Origin of the sequence: Treponema putidum (assembly GCF_000755145.1) — a bacterium.
In the GTDB taxonomy this organism is placed as follows: domain Bacteria; phylum Spirochaetota; class Spirochaetia; order Treponematales; family Treponemataceae; genus Treponema_B; species Treponema_B putidum.
The window spans coordinates 868945-888409 of the sequence record NZ_CP009228.1; the positions used below are offsets into that span (position 1 = coordinate 868945).

At 39.4% G+C, this 19465-nt stretch carries 12 protein-coding genes and 1 pseudogene; 9 read left to right on the plus strand and 4 right to left on the minus strand.

The features are described 5' to 3' along the window. Window positions 1–164 precede the first annotated feature (164 nt). A pseudogene (locus JO40_RS03930) lies at window positions 165–1720 on the plus strand (hypothetical protein). 182 nt (window positions 1721–1902) lie between these two features. Here the strand turns inward: JO40_RS03930 and ychF are convergent. After that, window positions 1903–3009: a redox-regulated ATPase YchF gene (ychF, locus tag JO40_RS03940; RefSeq protein ID WP_044978141.1), complete on the minus strand. Its 1107-nt coding sequence runs from the start codon at window positions 3007–3009 to the stop codon at window positions 1903–1905. A gap of 24 nt (window positions 3010–3033) precedes the next feature. Next, a complete protein-coding gene (gene sppA / locus JO40_RS03945) occupies window positions 3034–4863 on the minus strand; it encodes a signal peptide peptidase SppA (protein ID WP_044978142.1) in 1830 nt (609 codons plus the stop codon). Between the two features lie 412 nt (window positions 4864–5275). Between sppA and JO40_RS03950 the strand changes: the two genes are divergently transcribed. The 6 genes from JO40_RS03950 to JO40_RS03975 all read left to right on the plus strand — a co-directional run bounded on the left by JO40_RS03950 (window position 5276) and on the right by JO40_RS03975 (window position 11981). Continuing rightward, entirely contained in the window at window positions 5276–6355 is a 1080-nt protein-coding gene (locus JO40_RS03950; RefSeq protein ID WP_144242237.1) for a uroporphyrinogen decarboxylase family protein, read from the plus strand. Then, window positions 6345–7181: a uroporphyrinogen decarboxylase family protein gene (locus JO40_RS03955; RefSeq protein ID WP_044978144.1), complete on the plus strand. Its 837-nt coding sequence runs from the start codon at window positions 6345–6347 to the stop codon at window positions 7179–7181. The genes JO40_RS03950 and JO40_RS03955 overlap by 11 nt, the downstream gene beginning before the upstream one ends. Continuing rightward, window positions 7174–8196: a methylcobamide--CoM methyltransferase gene (locus JO40_RS03960; RefSeq protein WP_044978146.1), complete on the plus strand. Its 1023-nt coding sequence runs from the start codon at window positions 7174–7176 to the stop codon at window positions 8194–8196. Before JO40_RS03955 ends, JO40_RS03960 begins: the two co-directional genes overlap by 8 nt. Beyond that, a complete protein-coding gene (locus tag JO40_RS03965; RefSeq protein WP_044978148.1) occupies window positions 8168–9937 on the plus strand; it encodes an ASKHA domain-containing protein in 1770 nt (589 codons plus the stop codon). The genes JO40_RS03960 and JO40_RS03965 overlap by 29 nt, the downstream gene beginning before the upstream one ends. Window positions 9938–9946: 9 nt before the next feature. Next, on the plus strand, window positions 9947–10591 hold the full coding sequence (locus JO40_RS03970) for a corrinoid protein (protein ID WP_044978150.1): 645 nt from the start codon (window positions 9947–9949) through the stop codon (window positions 10589–10591). A 133-nt stretch (window positions 10592–10724) separates the two neighbouring features. Continuing rightward, a complete protein-coding gene (locus JO40_RS03975) occupies window positions 10725–11981 on the plus strand; it encodes a ribose-phosphate pyrophosphokinase (RefSeq protein ID WP_044978151.1) in 1257 nt (418 codons plus the stop codon). Between the two features lie 114 nt (window positions 11982–12095). On the opposite strand, the gene JO40_RS03980 is transcribed toward JO40_RS03975, so the two are convergent. Continuing rightward, window positions 12096–14003: an ABC transporter ATP-binding protein gene (locus JO40_RS03980; RefSeq protein WP_044978153.1), complete on the minus strand. Its 1908-nt coding sequence runs from the start codon at window positions 14001–14003 to the stop codon at window positions 12096–12098. After that, entirely contained in the window at window positions 14000–15745 is a 1746-nt protein-coding gene (locus JO40_RS03985) for an ABC transporter ATP-binding protein (protein ID WP_044978155.1), read from the minus strand. Before JO40_RS03985 ends, JO40_RS03980 begins: the two co-directional genes overlap by 4 nt. Window positions 15746–16131: 386 nt before the next feature. Between JO40_RS03985 and JO40_RS03990 the strand changes: the two genes are divergently transcribed. Both JO40_RS03990 and JO40_RS03995 read left to right on the plus strand, forming a co-directional pair. Then, window positions 16132–18231 (plus strand): methyl-accepting chemotaxis protein, encoded by a 2100-nt coding sequence (locus tag JO40_RS03990; protein WP_044978157.1) that lies wholly within the window; start codon window positions 16132–16134, stop codon window positions 18229–18231. Between the two features lie 319 nt (window positions 18232–18550). Beyond that, a complete protein-coding gene (locus JO40_RS03995) occupies window positions 18551–19360 on the plus strand; it encodes an MBL fold metallo-hydrolase (protein ID WP_044978159.1) in 810 nt (269 codons plus the stop codon). The last annotated feature ends 105 nt before the right edge of the window (window positions 19361–19465 follow it).

Here is a 19465-nt window from a genome sequence, read left to right on the forward strand (position 1 = left end):
GCTCAAAGTGTATCTACTCGGTATTTTTTGAGCAGCTTTTCTTTTTGGCTAGAACATTAATATTTCGTACACTATTAATGTACGATTAAATATTTCCTGCAGTGCTGCAAAAACTACTCCCTCATCTCTTTGAAAATTTATCTTAAATAGTATATAATGCAGTTATGAATCAAGATAGGGTTAAAGAAATTTTGCTTGAGACGGCGGATACGGAGCTTGAGTTTTCAGTTGTTTTTACGGGAAAAAGCAGCAAAAAGGTAAACGGGCTTTATAAGCCGGATACTCACGAAATTATTCTTCATAATAAGAATTTTGCAAATGATAATGAGCTTATTTACACGGCCGTGCATGAATATACTCATCACAAGCAGTGTGAAAAAGAGGGCGGTTTTTATTCAACACGGGTACACAGCCCCAAGTTTTGGACTCTCTTTCACAGCCTTTTGGCTGAGGCCGAAAAAAAAGGTTTTTATAAAATTACTCTTGAGGAATCGCCCGAGCTTTTGGAATTAACCGATGAAATCAGACAAGTTATAATGGTAGAAGACGGCCGCCTTATGAAAGAACTCGGCCGCCTGCTTGGAAAGGCCCGGCCTCTTTGCAAAAAAGCCGGCGTAAGATATGAGGATTATGTCGATAGGGTGCTCTGCCTCCCGAGGGCATCCGCAACTGCTATCGAAAAAATCAGTGCCTACAATGTAAACCCTGCCATCGGGTATGAGGCGATGAAGTTTGTGGCCAATATAGGCAATGCGGAAAAAAGGGCTGAGGCAGAAGAAATGTTTTTAAATAAGACAAGCCCTGCAACAGTCCGGGGCACGATTTCTAAAAAGAAAGAAGAAGATCCGCGGCGCACCTTGGAAAAAGAAAAACGGCGTTTGGAAAAAACCATTTTAAGCCTTCAGGCTCGGCTTGAAACCGTCGAAAGCAGGCTTGCCAATATGCCGATAAGTCCCTTTATAATCGCAGTGATTTTTTCTATATTTATGTCCCTGCCTATGATTGGACAAAACTCTAATCCGATTCCTATTCCGTCCGTGCCTCCTATCCCCGGTATGCCGGAAATCCCTAAACCGAATACAATAAACCCTGTAATACCTCAAGCTCCGGCTGCCCCGGAATTTTTAAAAACCACCAATCAGCCTAAGACTGAAAAAACCGTAGCAAGAAAAAAAATAAGCCCTGCCGAAATGATAGAGCGCTTAAACTCAAGCCAAGGCGGAGCTTTTGCAAAACGGCTGATGAGTACCCTCATCGAAAATGACGATCAGGGCTTTGATGTTCTAAACAAAATTATCGAGGAACTTTCAAAGGATAATTTACAAGGATTTCTTATTCAAACCGTAGAATCCAAAAATAAAAAAACGTTTTAATAAAGAATTTTAATTTTAACGGAAAAAATATGCTGGAAGAATTCGGCTCCTTTGCCTTGTCCGGCATAACGGCCGATAAAAGTTTTTTTATGGCAGCAGAATCAAAGGCTGCAGCAGCAGGCCAAATAAACGGAGAGCGGTTGTATATTTTTGCAAAACGGAACATAGCCGGAACCTACAAGCTCTTTGTAGAAATAGACCAAGACACAAAAAATCATAGCTCATTATTTTTTAAGTTTTTTAAAAACTCTCCCTTTGATGCGAAGCTGGATCAAAATATTTTATTTTCTCAAACAAAGACGGAAAAATTCGATTTGGATGCGGTTTTTGATTTATCCACAGAGTAAGGGGAGCTATAAAAACATAAACTTTTTAAAAATAAGATGGAGCAAAAATAAAAAAGAAGACTCACTCAAAAGGAGGATAATGAGCGAGTCTAGTGAAAAACAGTGTGTATCGTTTGTGTGTTGCCAAAGTATACTTGAAAAGGAAAAAAATGTCAAGCATTTTTTCCCAAAATATCTAAAAATTAAACATTAAATTTAAAGAACATAACATCACCGTCATTTACTATATAGGCCTTTCCTTCTTGGCGGTAACGTCCTGCCTCTTTTATCTTTTGTTCGGAACCGTATTTTATAAAGTCATCAAAGCTGTAGACTTCCGCTTTTATAAACCCTTTTTCAAAGTCGGTGTGGATTACTCCGGCCGCCTTTGGGGCCGTATCCCCTGCATGGATTGTCCATGCCCGGCACTCATCTTCTCCGGCCGTAAAGAAAGTTCTGAGCCCGATTAAGTGATAAGCTGCCTTTGCAAGCTGTGAAAGGCCGGATTCTTTTAGGCCTGCTTCCGCTAAAAAACTTAGGCGTTCTTCTTCACTTTCAAGGTCGGCTAATTCGGCTTCAAACTTTCCGCAAATTACAACGGTATCGGCACCCTCCGATTCTGCAATTTTTTTAACTGCCGCTATATAGGGATTGTTATCTTGAGCACCTGTTTCATCCACATTACAGACATACATTTGAGGCTTCATTGTAATTAGGTGAGTATCGTAGATTGCAGCTTTTTCATCATCGGTCAAGTCGGCAAGACGGGCTCCTTTTCCTTCCTGCAAAAGAGGGCGGATTTTTTCGATAGCACGCATTACAACGGCGGCTTCCTTTTGAGCTTCCTTGCCCATTCGGCTCGCCTTTTCGGCACGCTCCGCCCTTTTATCCAAACTTGCAAGGTCGGCAAGAGCGAGCTCGATATTTATCGTTTCAATATCGGAAGCCGGATCTATTTTTCCTGAAACATGGACAATATCATCATTATCAAAACAGCGCACAACGTGGGCAATAACGCCTACTTCTCTAATGTGGGACAAAAACTGATTACCTAAACCCTCGCCCTTTGAGGCCCCCTTTACAAGGCCCGCAATATCCACAAATTCTACGGTTGCAGGAATTACCTTTTTTGGGTTAAAATGTTCAGCCAGCTTTTTTAAACGGGCATCGGGTAAACTCACAATTCCCACATTGGGGTTTATTGTACAAAACGGATAATTAGCAACCTCAGCAGGCGCGCTTGTGAGGGCCGAAAATATAGTCGATTTTCCTACATTGGGTAAACCAACAATTCCGCAATTTATAGCCATATCTCTTCCTCCATTACTGAAAGTTTAGTTTTCCCAAATAAGGTATTCGGGGCTGTAAACATAGATGCCTTTTTTTGACTTTAAATTTAAAAAATCCGTGAAGGCCTTGATGTCTGCAAAATTCATTTGTGAAAGCGTAGAGGCATTAATATCTTCTAAAATACTTTTTACTAAGGCCTCAGTTAAAGGCAGGGGCTTTTTTATTTCCTTTACGGAATATTGTCCGCTGATGTTTACAAGATCTGCAGCATATTTTACGGCATCGTCTAAAGAACCTAAAGCATCAACCAATTTTAAATTTAAGGCCTGCTCACCGGAATAGACACGGCCGCCGGCTAATTCTTCAACGGTTTTTTCGGGAAGATTTCTTCCCCTTGCTACGGTTTCGATAAAGGTTTTATATATGTGCATAACTTCAAGCTGTCTTATTTCTTTTTCTTCAATGGAAGGGTCTTCTAAAATATCATATGAAGGCTTTTGTCCCGAATAAACCAAATCGCTTGTTATGCCTAGGTATTTTTTTACGGCTTCTTTAAAAGAAGGAGCAGTAGCTAATACACCGATTGAACCTGTAATTGTGTAAGGACTTGCAAAAATATAATCTGCAGAAGATGAAATCCAATAAGCTCCGGAGGCGGCAACGGAGCCCATTGAAACTACAACAGGTAAACCTGCGGCCTTAGCTCTGTCTATAGTCCTCCTGATTTCTTCCGACGCAAAGACCTCTCCACCGCCTGAATTTACTCTTAAAACGATGGCCTTTACAGTCGGGTCATCTTGGGCAATATCAAAAAGTTCCGCAATCTTATAGCTTACAGCGGCCTCCTCTATAGGGCTTGAGCTGGAGGACGTAATTGATCCGTTTAGATGAATAACTCCTATCGAATTTTGAGACGGCATCTCTGCAAAATTTGCATTATATGAAGTATAATCTATTGTGTTTACATTTACTAAAAATGTTTTACTATCGGCAAAGCCTATGTTTGCAGCGAACTCATCTACTGAAGCAATATCGGTAACAAAGCCTTCTTCTAAAGCAGCTCTTGCTCCGTTTCCTTCATATTTTTTTATAAAAGAATTATTGTTTTCGGCGAATTCCCTAATTTTTTCAGGCGATATATTTCTATTTGCTGCAATGTCCGAAGTGTATTTATTCCATAAATCATCGAACATAGATTTTAAATTGCTTCTTACATTTTGAGAAAGGCTATCCCGCGAATAAGTTTCTGCCATACCCTTGTAAGTTCCGGCCTGTATTACATTCCACTTGATGCCGAATTTTTCTTCCAAGCCTTTAAAAAATACCGGACGGGAGGCGAAGCCCGCAAAGGAGATTTCTCCCAGAGGATCGATTCCTATACGGTCTGCATAGGAAGCTAAAAAATAAGAAGGAATGGAATAACCCACAGCATAGGCATATATCTTCTTACCGGAATTTTTAAACAGATTTAAAGCCATTCCTAATTCGCTTAAATGCCCCGATGAAAGACCTCCTAATTCCGAAAAGTCCAAATAAAGGCTCGTGATACGCCTATCGGAGGCCGCATTTTTTATTGCCTTTACAAGATCAGAAACCAGTACTGCCGATTTTTTCCCGAGTGATGGAATACCGGCCGAAAAAATATCCGCTTCCTTTTCTGTAAGAATCCCTGAAGGATTTATCATAAGTACGGCTTCATTCGGTACGCGCTCTACTGTTTTTGTATTAGAGGGTATGGATCCCATAACCCCTAAAAAGGAAAAAAAGAAAAAGAAAAAAATGATGTTTATTATTATCAAGCGTAAAATATTTATCCCGCGAAAAAGTGCCGTAAAACAACCCGTCCGCTTTTTTTGTTCTTGGTTTTCCTGCATATTTGTCTCCTAAAATACAATTTAAGGCATCATCATAGCAAAAAAGCCTTTTTTTTTCAACTAAGTATATTTTAAGTATAATATTTTAAGCAGATTATAATGTGAACTTAAATACATCTCTTCGGGCGGTTATTGACACTAAAATAAATTTTAGGTATAGTATTTTCATCATATCCGCTCAAGGAGGTTATTTATGAAAAACTATTCATATAAATTCTCTGTATGACCTCAAGCTGATTTTACGGCAAGTGTTGCCTAAAGTTGGTAAATCTGATTTAAAACACTTAAAATTTATATCAAAGAATTCCCCTGTTTATAACTATGAAGTCTTACGCACTTGAGTTTTAATAGCCGTGAATTTGTAAAAAAGACTACAAAATATTTATTCTTTTGCAAAAAGGAGCCTTATTTTATGTACAAAGAATTTAAAGATGAAATGACGCCGAAAGAAAGGATGGAGGCTTTTGCTTCCCATAAGCCGATTGATAGGCTGCCGGTTGTGCCGGATATGGGGGTTACGATGGCAGGCTTTACCGGCCATACGACTAATGATTATTATACCAGCTCCGATGTAATGGCGGAAACGGAAGTCGCTTTGTTTAAGCGTTTCAGACATGAAGGTGTAGGTATTTCCACAACGCTTCGCGGAATGGCGGAAGCGATGGGTTCCGTATTAAATTATCCATACGATAATATAACCAATTTAAAAGAACCGGTAGTAAAAACAGAAGAAGACATAGATAAACTGAAACCGGTTAATCCGAATAAAGACGGTAAACTCCCTATTCTTTTGGAGGCGCTCTGTAAAATACGCGATAAAATCGGAGACGTTGCCGATATAGGGGCATCAATGACCGCTCCGTTTACGGTTGCTGCTTCCGTACTTGGCACTGAAGTGCTTTTACGCTGGATCATCAAAAAACCCGAAGCCCTGCACCATCTTATGAAAATTATTACAGCAAATAACCGTGAATATATAAAGGCCTTAGGTAAATTAGGATTCGGTACGGGATTTTGCGACCCCGTTTCTTCTTCCAGCATTTTAAAATTAGAACAGTATAGAGAATTTTCTCTTCCGTATTTTAAAGAAAATGTTCAAGACGTAATAAAATATTGCGGTTCACATCCTACCGTACATATCTGCGGTAAATCCCGCGAATTGTGGGAAGATGTAATGAAAACAGGCATCGGAAATTTTTCGATTGATAATTGCGAAGACCTTGAAGAAGCAAAAGCGGTTATGGGACACAAAGTAATGATTACCGGAAACGTTCCGCCGGTTGATGTTATGTATTTGGGGAACGAAGAAGACATACGCAAATCGGTTAGAGATTGTGTAAAAAAATGCTGGGATAATACATGCGGATATATTCTTTCAACCGGCTGTCAAATTCCGAAGGGAACCAAAATTGAAAACATAGATGCCTTTATGAAGTGGGGGCGTTATTACGCTCATATGCCGATAGATAAGAACAGGTTTGATGAAGATTAGAAATTATATTTGCAACTATAAAGACGGCAAAACAAACGATCCTCTCGAAGATAAAATTGATGTGTCAACAATTTTTTCTGATGTGAATTCTTATAAAAAGGCGGCCGAATATTTATCAAAAAACAATCCCTTTGTTTTTTTCCCCATTACAAATACGCTTGAAGCCGAATTGCAAGGTGCTTTGATAAATGAAAACAGCCTCATACGGGTAAAAAATCCTATTATAACGGATGTCGAAGAATTATTTTCTTTAAAAGAATTCGACTATACCGTTCCTCATTATAAAATAATGACGGAGTGTTTTGACTCTGAATACGATAAACCTCTCGCATATGAGATGACCGGTTTTTACACGTTTTTATCATTTATCATTCCCGCTGAAAAAATATTCAGAGCCTTTAGAAAAAATCCCGAAACTGAAAAAGCTCTTGCAGACCTTTTTTTAAAAAATTATTTTTCTTTTATAAAAGCATTAAATTGCTTTAATATAAGACTTATTTCCCTTGCAGACCCGGCCGCCTCCGTTGATATTATAGGCCCGGCTGCTTTGGAAAGAACAATCAATAATTTTTACGCGCCCTTACTCGATTATATTTTATGTAATACAAAGTTTTCAATTTACCTTTGTCCGAAATTAAGTTTAGCAATGGAGGACTTAGGTTTTTTAAAGGGACAAACGATAGAGATAGGCAAAAAAAATGTTCAAGATGCAATTAAGGATTTGGCGGCCGAAAAAAAAATATTTGGAAATATATGTATCAATTTAAAGACCGAAATAAACAGAATAAAACTTTTTGGGTTTATAAAAGGAGAAACGGATGAATAAAAAAGAGCGACTTCTTGCTATTTTAAACGGAAATAAAACAGATCGGCCGCCCGTCATTTGTCCCGGCGGTATGATGAATCCTTGTGTTACGGAATTAATTAAAAAATATAATATCGATTTTAAAAAAGCCAACTCCGACGGAAAAACTATGGCGGCTCTTTCAAAACTGGTTGTCGAAGAAAATCTTTTTGAAAACTATGCCGTTCCATTTTGTATGAGCATAGAAGCCGAAGCTATGGGAGCCGAATGCGACATCGGTTCGGATACCTGCGAACCTCATATAAAAGCATATGCTGCCGATGGAATGGAGTTGACAAATTTTCACAAAATAAATTTTACTGAAGGAAGACCTAAGGCTGTATTGGAAGCCGTTTCTATTTTAAAAAACGACAACATTCCCGTAATAGGAAATGTTCCAGGGCCTTTTTCCGTAGGAACAAGCATCGTAGATCCTTTAAAAGTTTATCCGGCATTAAAAAAAGATAAAGAGACCGCTCATACCTTTTTTGATTTTATCAGCTCAGAAGTAGGACATTTTGCTCTTGAGCAGACAAGACGGGGTGCCGACCTGATTACTATTTCGGATCCGAGCGGTACGGGAGAAATATTGGGACCGAAGTATTTTGAAGAATATATGGTAACCTATATGAATAAAATGATTTCGATAATTAGAACCGATAAAAATATTCCGGTTATTGTTCATATATGCGGTCAAATGAAAAAAGTATTCGGCCTTTTAGCTAAAATAAATGCCGACGCTTTTTCTTTCGATGCAATCGTTTCGTTAAAAGAAGCAAAAGAAAAAATACAAAAACCTGTAATGGGAAACATAAGCACATATGCGCTGGAACATTCACGTCCTGAAGTTATAAAACAAATGGCTGTAAACAGGGTAAAGAAAAACATAGATATAATAGCTCCTGCTTGCGGGCTAGGTATGAATTCAAAACTTGAAAACATAAAAAATATTTTAATAGGTGTGGAAAATGCCGAAAGCAGTGATTCAAATAAATAATTTAAAAAAAGAAACCGATTACAGTTTAGGCGAAACTCTTTTGGAAATAATAAAGCACGAAAATATTTTTATCGATGCTCCATGCGGAGGCAAAGGAAAATGCGGTAAATGTAAAGTAAAATTTACGGGTGAAAACATTCCCCTTCTGCCGGAAGAAAAAGAATTAAATTTAAATTCATATCGTCTTGCCTGTATGATAAAACCTTCAAAAGACATTATCATTGAAGTTCCGCAGGAAGAAAAAGCGGAAGGTTTTTTAATAAGTGAAACACAGTTCGACAAAAGAACGGAAGCGGCAATAAAAACGGTAACAAAAACAATAAAAGCTCCCGAAACACATGAAAATAAAAGCTGGCTTAATAAATACGAGGATGCCTTCGGCAAAATTAATTTTGAAATCTTAAAATCCTTAAAAACGGTAAGCGGTAATTATACCGGTGTGTACTTAGATAAAAACTTAATTGCGATATTGGATGGCGATAAAAATAAAAAGTATGCAATTGCAGCCGATATAGGAACAACTACGGTTGCAATGGTTTTAATCGATGTGGAAAATATGACGGTTTCTGCAAAACGTTCATTTATAAATCCGCAAATAGAATTCGGATCCGATGTTTTAACCCGCATCAGCGCAGCCCTTGAATCTGAACATAATCTTTTTAAAATGCAAGACCTCATTATAGCTGCGATAAAAAAAGCATCTTTTGAAATGATTGACGAACTGCAGATAAATCCCGATTTTATTTATGAAATAGTTTTTTCGGCAAATTCGGTTATGAATCATATTCTTTTAGGAATAAATCCTCATGTTTTAGGAACGGCACCATATAAAAATGTTTTTGATAAAATGCTTAATTTTAAATCTTCCGAAATCGGTTTACATATAGGAGCACATACTCATGCTCTTATTATACCTTCGGTTTCATCGTACATCGGAGCGGACATTGTTTCGGGAATAAATTTTATTGAAATGGAAAAACTTAAAACAAACACTCTTTTTATAGATATCGGAACAAATACCGAGCTTGTACTAAAACACGGCTCTTCTTTTTTTGCGACATCCTGTGCAGCAGGACCCGCTCTTGAGGGTATGAATATTACCTTCGGATCCCGCGCACAAAGCGGAGCCGTCGAAGACGTTAATTTTGATTTAATTTCGGGGAACATAAATTTAAAAGTAATAGGAAACACAGAACCCAAAACTATTTGCGGTTCGGGCATTCTTGCTTTAATACGCGAAAGTTTAAAGGCGAAACTTATCGATAAAAAAGGACGGCTGATTTCGTTGTCCTCTCTTGATGTGTCCGATGTGCGGAAAAAATTTTTATCGGATATAAATGGCGAAACGGTAATAAGGCTTTTTGATAAACTATATGTTTCAAAAAAAGATATACGCAACATCCAGCTTTCCAAAACGGCAATTCTTTCAGGTATCAATATTTTACTGGATAAATTTAATTTAACCGCCTCACAACTGGATGAAATAATTATTGCAGGGCAATTCGGTAATCATCTTACTGAAGACATGCTGATAAATACCGGCTTTCTTCCCCTAATAGCAAAAGAGAAATTTTCTTATATGAAAAATACATCTTTAGACGGAGCGATAAGCGCGGTTTTAAATATAAACAAAAGAAATAACTTAATGAAGCTAAAAAATAAAATATTGTTTAGTGATTTAAGTTTAGATTCTAAGTATCAAAAATTTTTTATGGAAAGTTCTTACTTTCCCGATTTATAAGGAGCCGGTATGGAAAAAATCGAGTATTTACAAAAACTTTCGGATTATGTATTCGAATATGAAGATGAAAAAATTGCACAAGTTGCAAAGGATTATCTTAACGAAGGCTATCCCGCCCTCGATGCAATTATGGATGGACTTGTAGATGGAATGAAGCGTGCAGGTGATATGTTTCAAAAAGACGAATATTTTGTTACCGATATTTTGCTTTGTTCCGATGCAATGGAAAATGCGCTTGAGGTTTTGCGGCCATGCTTGGAAAAGAAGGATATGAGTTCCGGCCATAAAATCGTTATGGGTGTAATCGAGGGAGACACTCATGATATCGGAAAAAATCTTGTAAAAACGATGCTTCAAACAGAGGGGTTTGAAGTTATCGATTTGGGAAGAGATGTTCCGGTCAATGATTTTGTAGATACGGCCGTCAAAGAAAATGCCGAGATAATTGCAATGTCTACTTTAATGACGACTACAATGCCCAATATGCGCCGTGTAATCGAAAAATTAGAAAACGAAAATATGCGCAGCAAGTTTAAAATAATGATTGGCGGCGGCCCGATTTCTCAAAACTTTGCAGACAAAATAAAAGCTGACGGATATTCCAAGGATGCCGTCGAAGCGGTAAAACTTGCAAAACGATTGGTTAATATTTAGCAGCTCCATTGGATAATTGAACAAAGTATGAACTTTGGAAGATATTAATATAAATTTCTTCCCCTATTGTAATTTTCTTTAACAAGTGATAAAGTGAATTAAGTGAAGTTTTTACATTCTTTTTGGAGGCAAAATGAATTATCTTGAATCGAATAACCTCGCAATTATTGCTTGTCCGGGGGGTGAAGAGTTTGCAGATTTAACGATTAAGAATTTGAAGCATATCTATGCCCGTAAGTTATATCAGCAAAGCGAAAAGTTAGCAAAGAGGTACAATACCTCCGGTGAAGATATGATTCAAAAGTTTAACTTTTATAACGATTTGTTTTCAAGCAGGATGTCTGTAAACAAGGATACAAATAAAATCCATGTACCCAAATTCAAGGTGGATGCCCGTTTTACATATTTTATGAACGGCGAGTTTAAAACAGAGCTCTTAGAGACAGTCCGAGGAAAAGATGTTTATATTTTTCAGGATGTTGAAAACAAGCAGGAAATTACCATAAATGAAGGCAAAAACAAGGAAATCTTTTCAGTAAACGATCATCTTATGTCCCTCATCGTAACAATTGATGCCGTCCGCCACGCAGGGGCAGGGAGAATATCTTTAGTTCTTCCGGTTTATCCTTACAGCCGTCAGCATAAAAAGAAAGGAAGAGAGGGCTTAACTGCCAGCTTACTTGGGCATATTTATGAAGACCTAGATGTAGAGCAGGTTATTACCCTTGATATTCACTCCCGCGAAATTGAAAACTCATTCCATTCTGCACGCTTACAAAATCTTCATGCAAGTTATCAGATTATTAGGGAGCTTACAAGAATACTCGATTTAAGTGCCGACTCTAAAGAAGAATTCGTAGTTGTTTCTCCCGATTCAGGAGCTGTTGACCGGAATAAATTCTATTCTTCAGGCTTGCAAAAGCCTCTTGCCATGATTTATAAGGAGAGAGATTATTCCATAGTTACCCAAAATGCAAAGCAATCAAATATCATAAGCATAAAACTTTTAGGAGATGTTGAAGGAAAAAATGCCTTCCTCGCTGATGATATGTTGGGCACGGGCGGGACTCTTTTAAAAGCTATGGAGTTTTTGAAGAGCAAGGGGGCAAAAAAGGTTATAGCCGCCGTAAGTCTTCCCTTTTTTACAGGAGACGCCATTCAGCAATTCGATGAAGCCTATTCCAAGGGGCTTTTTTATAGGGTCATAGGAACAAATGCCGTCTATCATACCGAGCTAAAGCAAAAAGAGTGGTATATTGAAACCGACGTATCGGGGCTATTTGCTCAGGTTATTACCCGTCTGCACGAAAACCTTTCCCTTTCGAGCCTTCTCGATAATAGAGATATTATCGAAAAATTACTCAAAAACGCTGCAATGCCTAAAAAATAGAAAAAACAATTATGTGTTCTATCTGATACGGTATTTGTATCTTGATTGGTAAGAGCATTATATCTGCCTTTTATCCTTTCCAATCAAGATATTTCACAGTATATTTTCAAAAAATCATTCGAGCTCAAAAGCTCCGGTGTAAAGCCTGTAATACACTCCCTTTTTGGCGATGAGGCTTTCGTGGGTGCCGCGCTCGATAATTTCACCGTGATCCAAGACCATGATAACGTCGGAATTCATAACGGTGGAAAGGCGGTGGGCGATGACGAATACGGTTCTGCCTTCCATTAGCCTGTCCATGCCTTTTTGGATGAGAGCTTCGGTTCTGGTGTCGATGGAAGATGTCGCTTCGTCCATAATCATGACGGGAGGGTCTGAGACTGCAGCACGGGCAATGGACAAAAGCTGCCGCTGTCCCTGCGAAAGAGAATTTTTATTTCCTTCAATTACGGTGTCATACCCGTGGGGCAGCATTGTAATAAAGTTATGCGCATTGGCGAGTTTTGCCGCTTCAATACATTGTTCATCGGTTGCGTCCAAGTTGCCGAAGCGGATATTTTCCATGATGGTGCCGGTAAATAAATTCACCTCTTGCAACACGATGCCGAGCGAACGCCGCAGGTCTTCTTTCTTGATATGGGTAATCGGTATACCGTCATAAGTAATCGTGCCTTTATTTATATCATAAAAGCGGTTAATCAAATTGGTAATCGTCGTCTTGCCGGCACCTGTCGCCCCGACAAACGCAACCTTCTGTCCGCGCTCTGCGAAAAGGTTTATGTCCTTTAAGACTTTTTTATCGGGGATGTAGCCGAAATCGACATGTTCAAAAATCACCTTTCCGGTTAGCCGAGTCAGCGCAACACTGCCGTCTTCGCTTGTTTCCTTCCATGCCCAAAGGCCTGTGTGCTCCGCAGCTTCGGTCAGTGTACCTGATTCTTCACGTGCATTCACGAGGGTAACCGTACCGGCATCTTTTTCCGGTTCTTCATCCATCAATGCAAAAATCCTCGAGGCACCTGCAACGGCATTGATTACCGAGTTAAGCTGATTGGATAGCTGGGAAATCGGATTTGTAAAGCTCCGCGACAGCGTTAAAAACGAAGCGATGGTTCCAAGCGTCAGCGTATTGATACCGGCGATAGTCGGGTTTGGTATTTTTGCAATTGCAAACCATGCTCCGAGAAGCGCAACAATCACATACTGAAAATACCCCAGCGCATTCATAAAAGGCATGATGATATTCGCATAGGCGTTTGCCTTGGCCGCACTTTCTTGCCATGCGGCATTCTTTTCGCAGAACTCCGCTTTTACCACCTCTTCCCGGCAGAACACCTTAATTACCTTCTGCCCGTTCATCATCTCTTCAACATAGCCGTTCAGCTGCCCAAGCGTGTCCTGCTGCCGGACAAAATAGAAACCGCTCTTTTTGGCGACAAACTTAATCACTTTTAAAATAGAAAAGATGGAAGCGACCACAATGACGGTGAGGTACACGCTCTGATACAGCATTGCAAAGAACACGGTAATAATCGTGCACACGGAAGAAACCAGCTGAGGCATCGACTGAGTAATCATTTGCCTGAGAGTGTCGGTATCGTTGGTGTAACGGCTCATAATATCGCCGTGAGTATGCGTGTCAAAATACCGTAGAGGGAAGCGCTGCATCTTAGAGAACATTTCATCGCGGATACGCTTTAGCGTCCTCTGTGCAACATTGATCATCAGACGGTTATAAATCCACGAACAAAGAACACCGGTTCCGTACACCGCACCCATAAAAATGAGCACGCGTAAAAGCCCTGTAAACACCGGTGTGCTTTGCGCAAGGAGAGGCGTAATATACCGATCAATCAATACTTGCAGGAATAGTGATGATGCAGCGGTTGCTCCCGCACTGATAAGAATACAGACCGTAACAACCGCAAGGACGGTTTTATATTGTCTAAGATAGGAAAGAAGCCGTTTGACGGTAGGCATAGAAAGCTTCATTTCATGTTTTGTTGTGTGAGCTGGTTTCATTCTTCATGTCCTTTTTGTTGAGTTTCAAAAACTTCTTTATAGATGGCACTCGTCTGAAGCAGTTCGTCATGAGTGCCTACCGCAGTAATCGAGCCGTTATCGAATACAAGGATTTTATCCGCATGCTGTACGGAAGAAATACGTTGTGCAATGATAATCTTTGTGGTCTCCGGCAGGAACTCCTTAAATGATTTTTGAATCAGTGCGTCCGTTTTGGTGTCCACAGCACTGGTTGAATCATCGAGGATTAAAATCTTAGGCTTTTTTAAAAGCGCCCGCGCAATACAGAGCCTCTGTTTTTGTCCGCCTGAAACGTTTGTTCCGCCCTGCTCGATACGGGCGTTATAGCCATCCGGCATTGCTTCAACAAATTCGGCGGCGCAGGCAAGGCGGCAGGCTTCGGCTATTTCCGCATCGCTTGCATTTTCGTTACCCCATCTCAAATTACTCTTTACCGTGCCGGAAAACAATTCGTTTTTCTGCAAGACCATCGCCACAGCATCCCGCAATGTTTTTACATCATAATCTTTTACATTCACGCCGCCTACACTGACCGAACCGGAGGTAACATCATACAAACGCGGAATGAGCTGCACAAAGGAGGTTTTGGAAGAACCTGTGCCGCCGATAATCCCTACCGCTTCTCCCGAAGCAATCGAAATGTTGGCATTGTTGATTACCTTTTTATCCGCATCGGCACTATACATAAAGTCCGCATTGGTAAAGCGGATATCTCCGCTTTTTACTTCCGTTATGGGATGTTCCGGGTTTTGAATAGTAGAGCGTTCGTTTAAAATTTCGGCAATACGTTCCGCAGAGGAGCGGGAGATGGTAATCATCACAAAGACCATCGAGAACATCATCAAGCTCATCATAATCTGTGTTGCATAGGAAAAAAGCGCCATAAGCGATCCTGTGGTTAGCCCGACCGCCGCATTATTTCCGCTTGCAACAATCGATCTTGCTCCGAACCACGAAATCAAAATCATACAGGTATAAATAGAAAACTGAGCAAGCGGCATCATCAGCGTGATATACCGCTCCCCTTTTGAAAAGCCGCGGTAAATCGATTCCGAAATTTTTTCAAACTTGGCAATTTCGTACTGCTGCCGGTTAAAAGATTTTACTACCCTTACGCCGCGCACGTTTTCTTGCACCACATTGTTTAGCTTATCATAGGTCTTAAACACCGTCTTAAAGATGGGATGCACTTTGCGTATAATAAAAAAAATACCGAGCCCCAAAAATGGAATCATGCAGAGGAATATCATGGAAATTTTAGTACTGATTCTAAACGAGGCGATCATCGCAAAAATCATCATACCGGGAGCGCGCACAGCGAGCTTTACCAGCATCTGATAGGAATTGAGTACGTTTGTTACATCGGTGGTAAGCCGAGTTATGATAGAAGAAGTCGAAAATTTATCGATATTTGAAAAAGAAAATGTCTGCACGTTAGCGTACATATCCTGCCGCAAATTTGCTGCAAACCCCGCCGAAGCCTTAGCTGCCGTAACCGACGAAAACACCCCCGTCAGTAATTGAATAAGCGCAAAGATTAAAAGAGCTACCCCGTACTTAAACACGGTTCCCATTGCACCGGCTTCAATCCCAAAATCTATCAGATATGCCATAGTGGACGGGATGATTATTTCAAACACCACCTCCGTGATTGTCAGGAGCACTGCGATAACGGATGTCCGTTTATATTCCCGAAGGCTTTTTGATAAAGTTTTAAGCATAAATATTAATCCTTCAATATAGTTTGAATTTAAAGCAGTACCGATAAAAATGTGATTTGTTTAAACGGATTTTGCATTTAATTTTTCTTGTATATATAGCTTCATATTATATTAATTTTTATTGTGAAAAGCAATTGGTTTGTTTAAATTGCTGAGAAAACTTAAATAATCATCGTGCCACATAAAACATAAAACAGTTCTTGACAGCTCCGACTTTTTAGCCTATAATACTCGACTATATTACAACAGAGTGAAACCTTTAAAAAAAATTTAAACTTTTCCTCAAATCTTCTAGGAGAATAATGTATAGCCCCTAATTTTTTGGAAATATGTTGTATTCTTAATGTACTACTCTGAAATTAAATAAACTGTAAGGAGTTTTTACTATGAGTAAAACAAAACGTTTTTCTTTGTTCAGCAAATTTATGGCCATATTCGGACTGCTTATTTTGATAATCAGTATTATATTAAGTTTTTTTTCGATACGTATCGCACGTAAAGCAGTAATCGAAAAAGTCGAAACCCATCTCATCGACAAGGCGGCGGACACAGCAGAAATTGTTGACGGGCGTATTTCAATATTTTTTCAAGTTCTTGAGGATATAGCGCAGGAACCCATTTTAAAAGATCCTGCAGTATCGTATCAGGAAAAAACAAAATATTTGGAAAAAGCAGTTTCTTCTAACGAAAAAATCGAACAGCTTAATCTATACGGACTTTCCGGAGTGCGTACTACTAACGATGGAAAGATAGTAGATGTGCATGATAGGGAGTGGTTTAAATCCGCTTCTGCAGGTAATAAATTTATTTCGGAGCCGCTTCTTTCCAGATCTTTGAATAAATTTACAATTATACTCGCATTACCGTTATATGACAACAATCATAATATGCTTGGCGTATTAAATTGTGTTGTAGATGCAAAGCATCTTTCAAATCTTATTTCTGACATTGTTGTCGGTAAAACAGGTTATTGCTTTATTATCGGTTCGACGGGCACCATCGTTGCACTACAAGATTTTGACAAAGTAACAAATATGGTGAATATATTGAAAATGTCGGAAACCGACAAGAGCCTTGAATCTCTGGCCTCATTTGAAAAGACTGCACTCGAAAACAATACCTCATCGGTAGGTTTTTATGAATACGAAGGTGTAAGTAAAATTGCTTCTTATGCTACGATGAAAACTACCAATTGGAAGGTTATCATAAATGCACCTGTAAACGAATTTATGAAAACAGTCGATTCTTTGCGTCTTTCACTTATGGGTCTGACTGCAATTATTTTAGTTGGGGCGTTTATCCTTATATATTTTGATACCCGTTACATAATAAAACCGATCAAAAAAGTAGTCAACGCTCTGAAGAATATTGCGCATGGCGAAGGAGACCTAACGGTCAGACTTCCGATAAACGGCAACGATGAAATTACCGACCTGTCGGAATATTTTAATCAGACTATTTCCAAAATCGGCTCATCGATTAAGACCGTAGGAGCAAGCAGTGAAGAAATGACAAGCATAGGCAGCGAGCTTGCATCTAATATGACCGAAACCGCCAGTGCCGTGCACCAAATAAGTGCGAATATCGACGGAGTAAAACAGCAGGCACTTACTCAGGCTGCAAGCGTTACCGAAACGGCGGCTACGATTGAAGAAATTATCCGCACTATAAAACAGCTTAACGGCAGTATCGAAAATCAGGCAGCCAGCGTAGCCGAATCCTCTTCGGCTATCGAGCAAATGGTTGGGAACATAGCTTCTATCACTCAAACCCTCGGCAAAACCGATGATGTCATAAAAACTCTCGCCTCCGCTACCGCCGACGGTAAGGATACGATAGTTAATTCAAACTCCGTTACCCAAAAAATAGCCGAAGAATCAGGCAGTCTTTTGGAAGCCTCAAGCGTTATCCAGCACATTGCAAGTCAGACGAATCTTTTAGCAATGAATGCCGCAATCGAAGCCGCCCACGCAGGCGAGGCGGGTAAGGGCTTTGCCGTTGTTGCCGACGAAATCCGTAAGCTCGCCGAGGAATCCAGCACACAAGGTAAAACCATAACTTCTACCCTCAAAGTATTGTCGGGCGAAATCGAAGCTCTTTCAACTTCTTCAAAAACGGCAGAAGAAAGGTTCAATACCATCTTTGCTCTTTCGGAGCAGGTAAAAACTATGAGCCAAAACCTAACTAACGCTATGCGTGAACAGGAGAACGGAAGCAAGGAAGTACTCACTGCAATCCGCGATATCAATATGGTAACAAACCAAGTAAATGACGGTTCCGCCGAGATGCTGCGAGGCGGTGAGAATGTAGCTCAAGAAATGCAAAAGCTCGATGAGCTTACCCGTGTCATTACCGACAGCATGAACGAAATGGCGATCGGGGCGAGACAAATCAATAATGCCGTTCAGGAAGTAAATGAAATAAGTCAAAAAAACAAGCACAGCATTGAGAATTTGGCAAATGAAGTAAAAAAGTTTAAGGTTTAATGATTTCTTCTGCGGAGAGCCCTGATATTTTGCAAATATCACCTATCGGATAATTCAACCTCTTCATGCGTCTATTTCAAATGATTTTAATAATATGTATTCCCTTGCAGTTTTTATTATGCATTTACAGGAAGTAAAGGAGATTAGTCAAAAAATAAGCCTTACGGGAAGGTAGATCGTCTAAAAAAGCTGTCTCAAGATACTGTCAGACACATGTCAAAACACTTGACAGCTTATAAAATGAGTACTAAAATAATAAGTAGGAACTAAAAACTTCAGTTTTTAGAAATGTCCAAATATTAATATAGGGGGTGTTTTTATGAGTTTGATGGATTATTTTGCAATTCATGTTGTTCCGAAAGTGTACAGAGGAAAAGGAGCCTTCCATCCTTCGGAAACAGGAAAATTGACGGAGACGGTAAGCTGCGTAAGAGAATACGACGTTAATATCTTTTTTATCCGCAAGGGCAGCACACTGATCGCAATAGATTCCGGATACAAAAATCATCCTGCTCTCTTACCTGGATGTAAAAAAATCGGAATCGATCCTAAAGCGGTTCAGGCACTGTTTCTTACTCATGCGGATCCGGATCATGCAGGAGGCTTGGATATTCGTTGTGAAAATTGCTTTACCAACGCTGAAATTTATCTCGGCGAAATTGAAGAAAATTATCTGACAAATACCGTATATCGTAAAAAGATCGGCCCGTTCGGATTAAAAAATTCCGTAAAAGTAAAAGATAATTATCACCTTCTTAAAGACGGCCAAACCGTTTCTATCGGTGATTTGACGATTCAACCGTTTTTAGTCCCTGGCCATACACTCGGACACTTAATGTATTTAATCGACAATGAAATGCTTTTTACGGGAGACTCCATTGCACTGAATGAAGACGGAGGATGGTGTTTTTTTGATCTGTTCAACTACAACAGTGAAATGAATATTGAATCTTTGAAAGCATTAAAGGAAAAACTGGATTTAAATAGAATTAAGTATGTATTTACTTCCCATAACGGATTTACTGATAACGTGAAGGCTGTTTTTGCTCATGTCGATGTTATTCCGAAATGGAATGAAAAAGGATTTATATTTGATAAAACAGCCCCTTATGATTGTTTTGCCGAGTAGCAATTTTTTCATAATGCGGCCTCTTGACATTTATTCAAAAATTAATTATATTACTTTTACACACAGAAGATACACACTATTATTCTATTCACAAGCAGCCCTTTC

Excerpts from the sequence above, each read along its gene's own strand:
- JO40_RS03970 (WP_044978150.1), top strand. The coding sequence starts at position 9,947 with ATGGAAAAAATCGAGTATTTACAAAAACTTTCGGATTATGTATTCGAA.
- JO40_RS03955 (WP_044978144.1), top strand. The coding sequence starts at position 6,345 with ATGAAGATTAGAAATTATATTTGCAACTATAAAGACGGCAAAACAAAC.
- JO40_RS03985 (WP_044978155.1), bottom strand. The coding sequence starts at position 15,745 with ATGCTTAAAACTTTATCAAAAAGCCTTCGGGAATATAAACGGACATCC.
- JO40_RS03960 (WP_044978146.1), top strand. The coding sequence starts at position 7,174 with ATGAATAAAAAAGAGCGACTTCTTGCTATTTTAAACGGAAATAAAACA.
- JO40_RS03995 (WP_044978159.1), top strand. The coding sequence starts at position 18,551 with ATGAGTTTGATGGATTATTTTGCAATTCATGTTGTTCCGAAAGTGTAC.
- sppA (WP_044978142.1), bottom strand. The coding sequence starts at position 4,863 with ATGCAGGAAAACCAAGAACAAAAAAAGCGGACGGGTTGTTTTACGGCA.
- JO40_RS03990 (WP_044978157.1), top strand. The coding sequence starts at position 16,132 with ATGAGTAAAACAAAACGTTTTTCTTTGTTCAGCAAATTTATGGCCATA.
- JO40_RS03975 (WP_044978151.1), top strand. The coding sequence starts at position 10,725 with ATGAATTATCTTGAATCGAATAACCTCGCAATTATTGCTTGTCCGGGG.
- ychF (WP_044978141.1), bottom strand. The coding sequence starts at position 3,009 with ATGGCTATAAATTGCGGAATTGTTGGTTTACCCAATGTAGGAAAATCG.
- JO40_RS03965 (WP_044978148.1), top strand. The coding sequence starts at position 8,168 with ATGCCGAAAGCAGTGATTCAAATAAATAATTTAAAAAAAGAAACCGAT.
- JO40_RS03950 (WP_144242237.1), top strand. The coding sequence starts at position 5,276 with ATGTACAAAGAATTTAAAGATGAAATGACGCCGAAAGAAAGGATGGAG.
- JO40_RS03980 (WP_044978153.1), bottom strand. The coding sequence starts at position 14,003 with ATGAAACCAGCTCACACAACAAAACATGAAATGAAGCTTTCTATGCCT.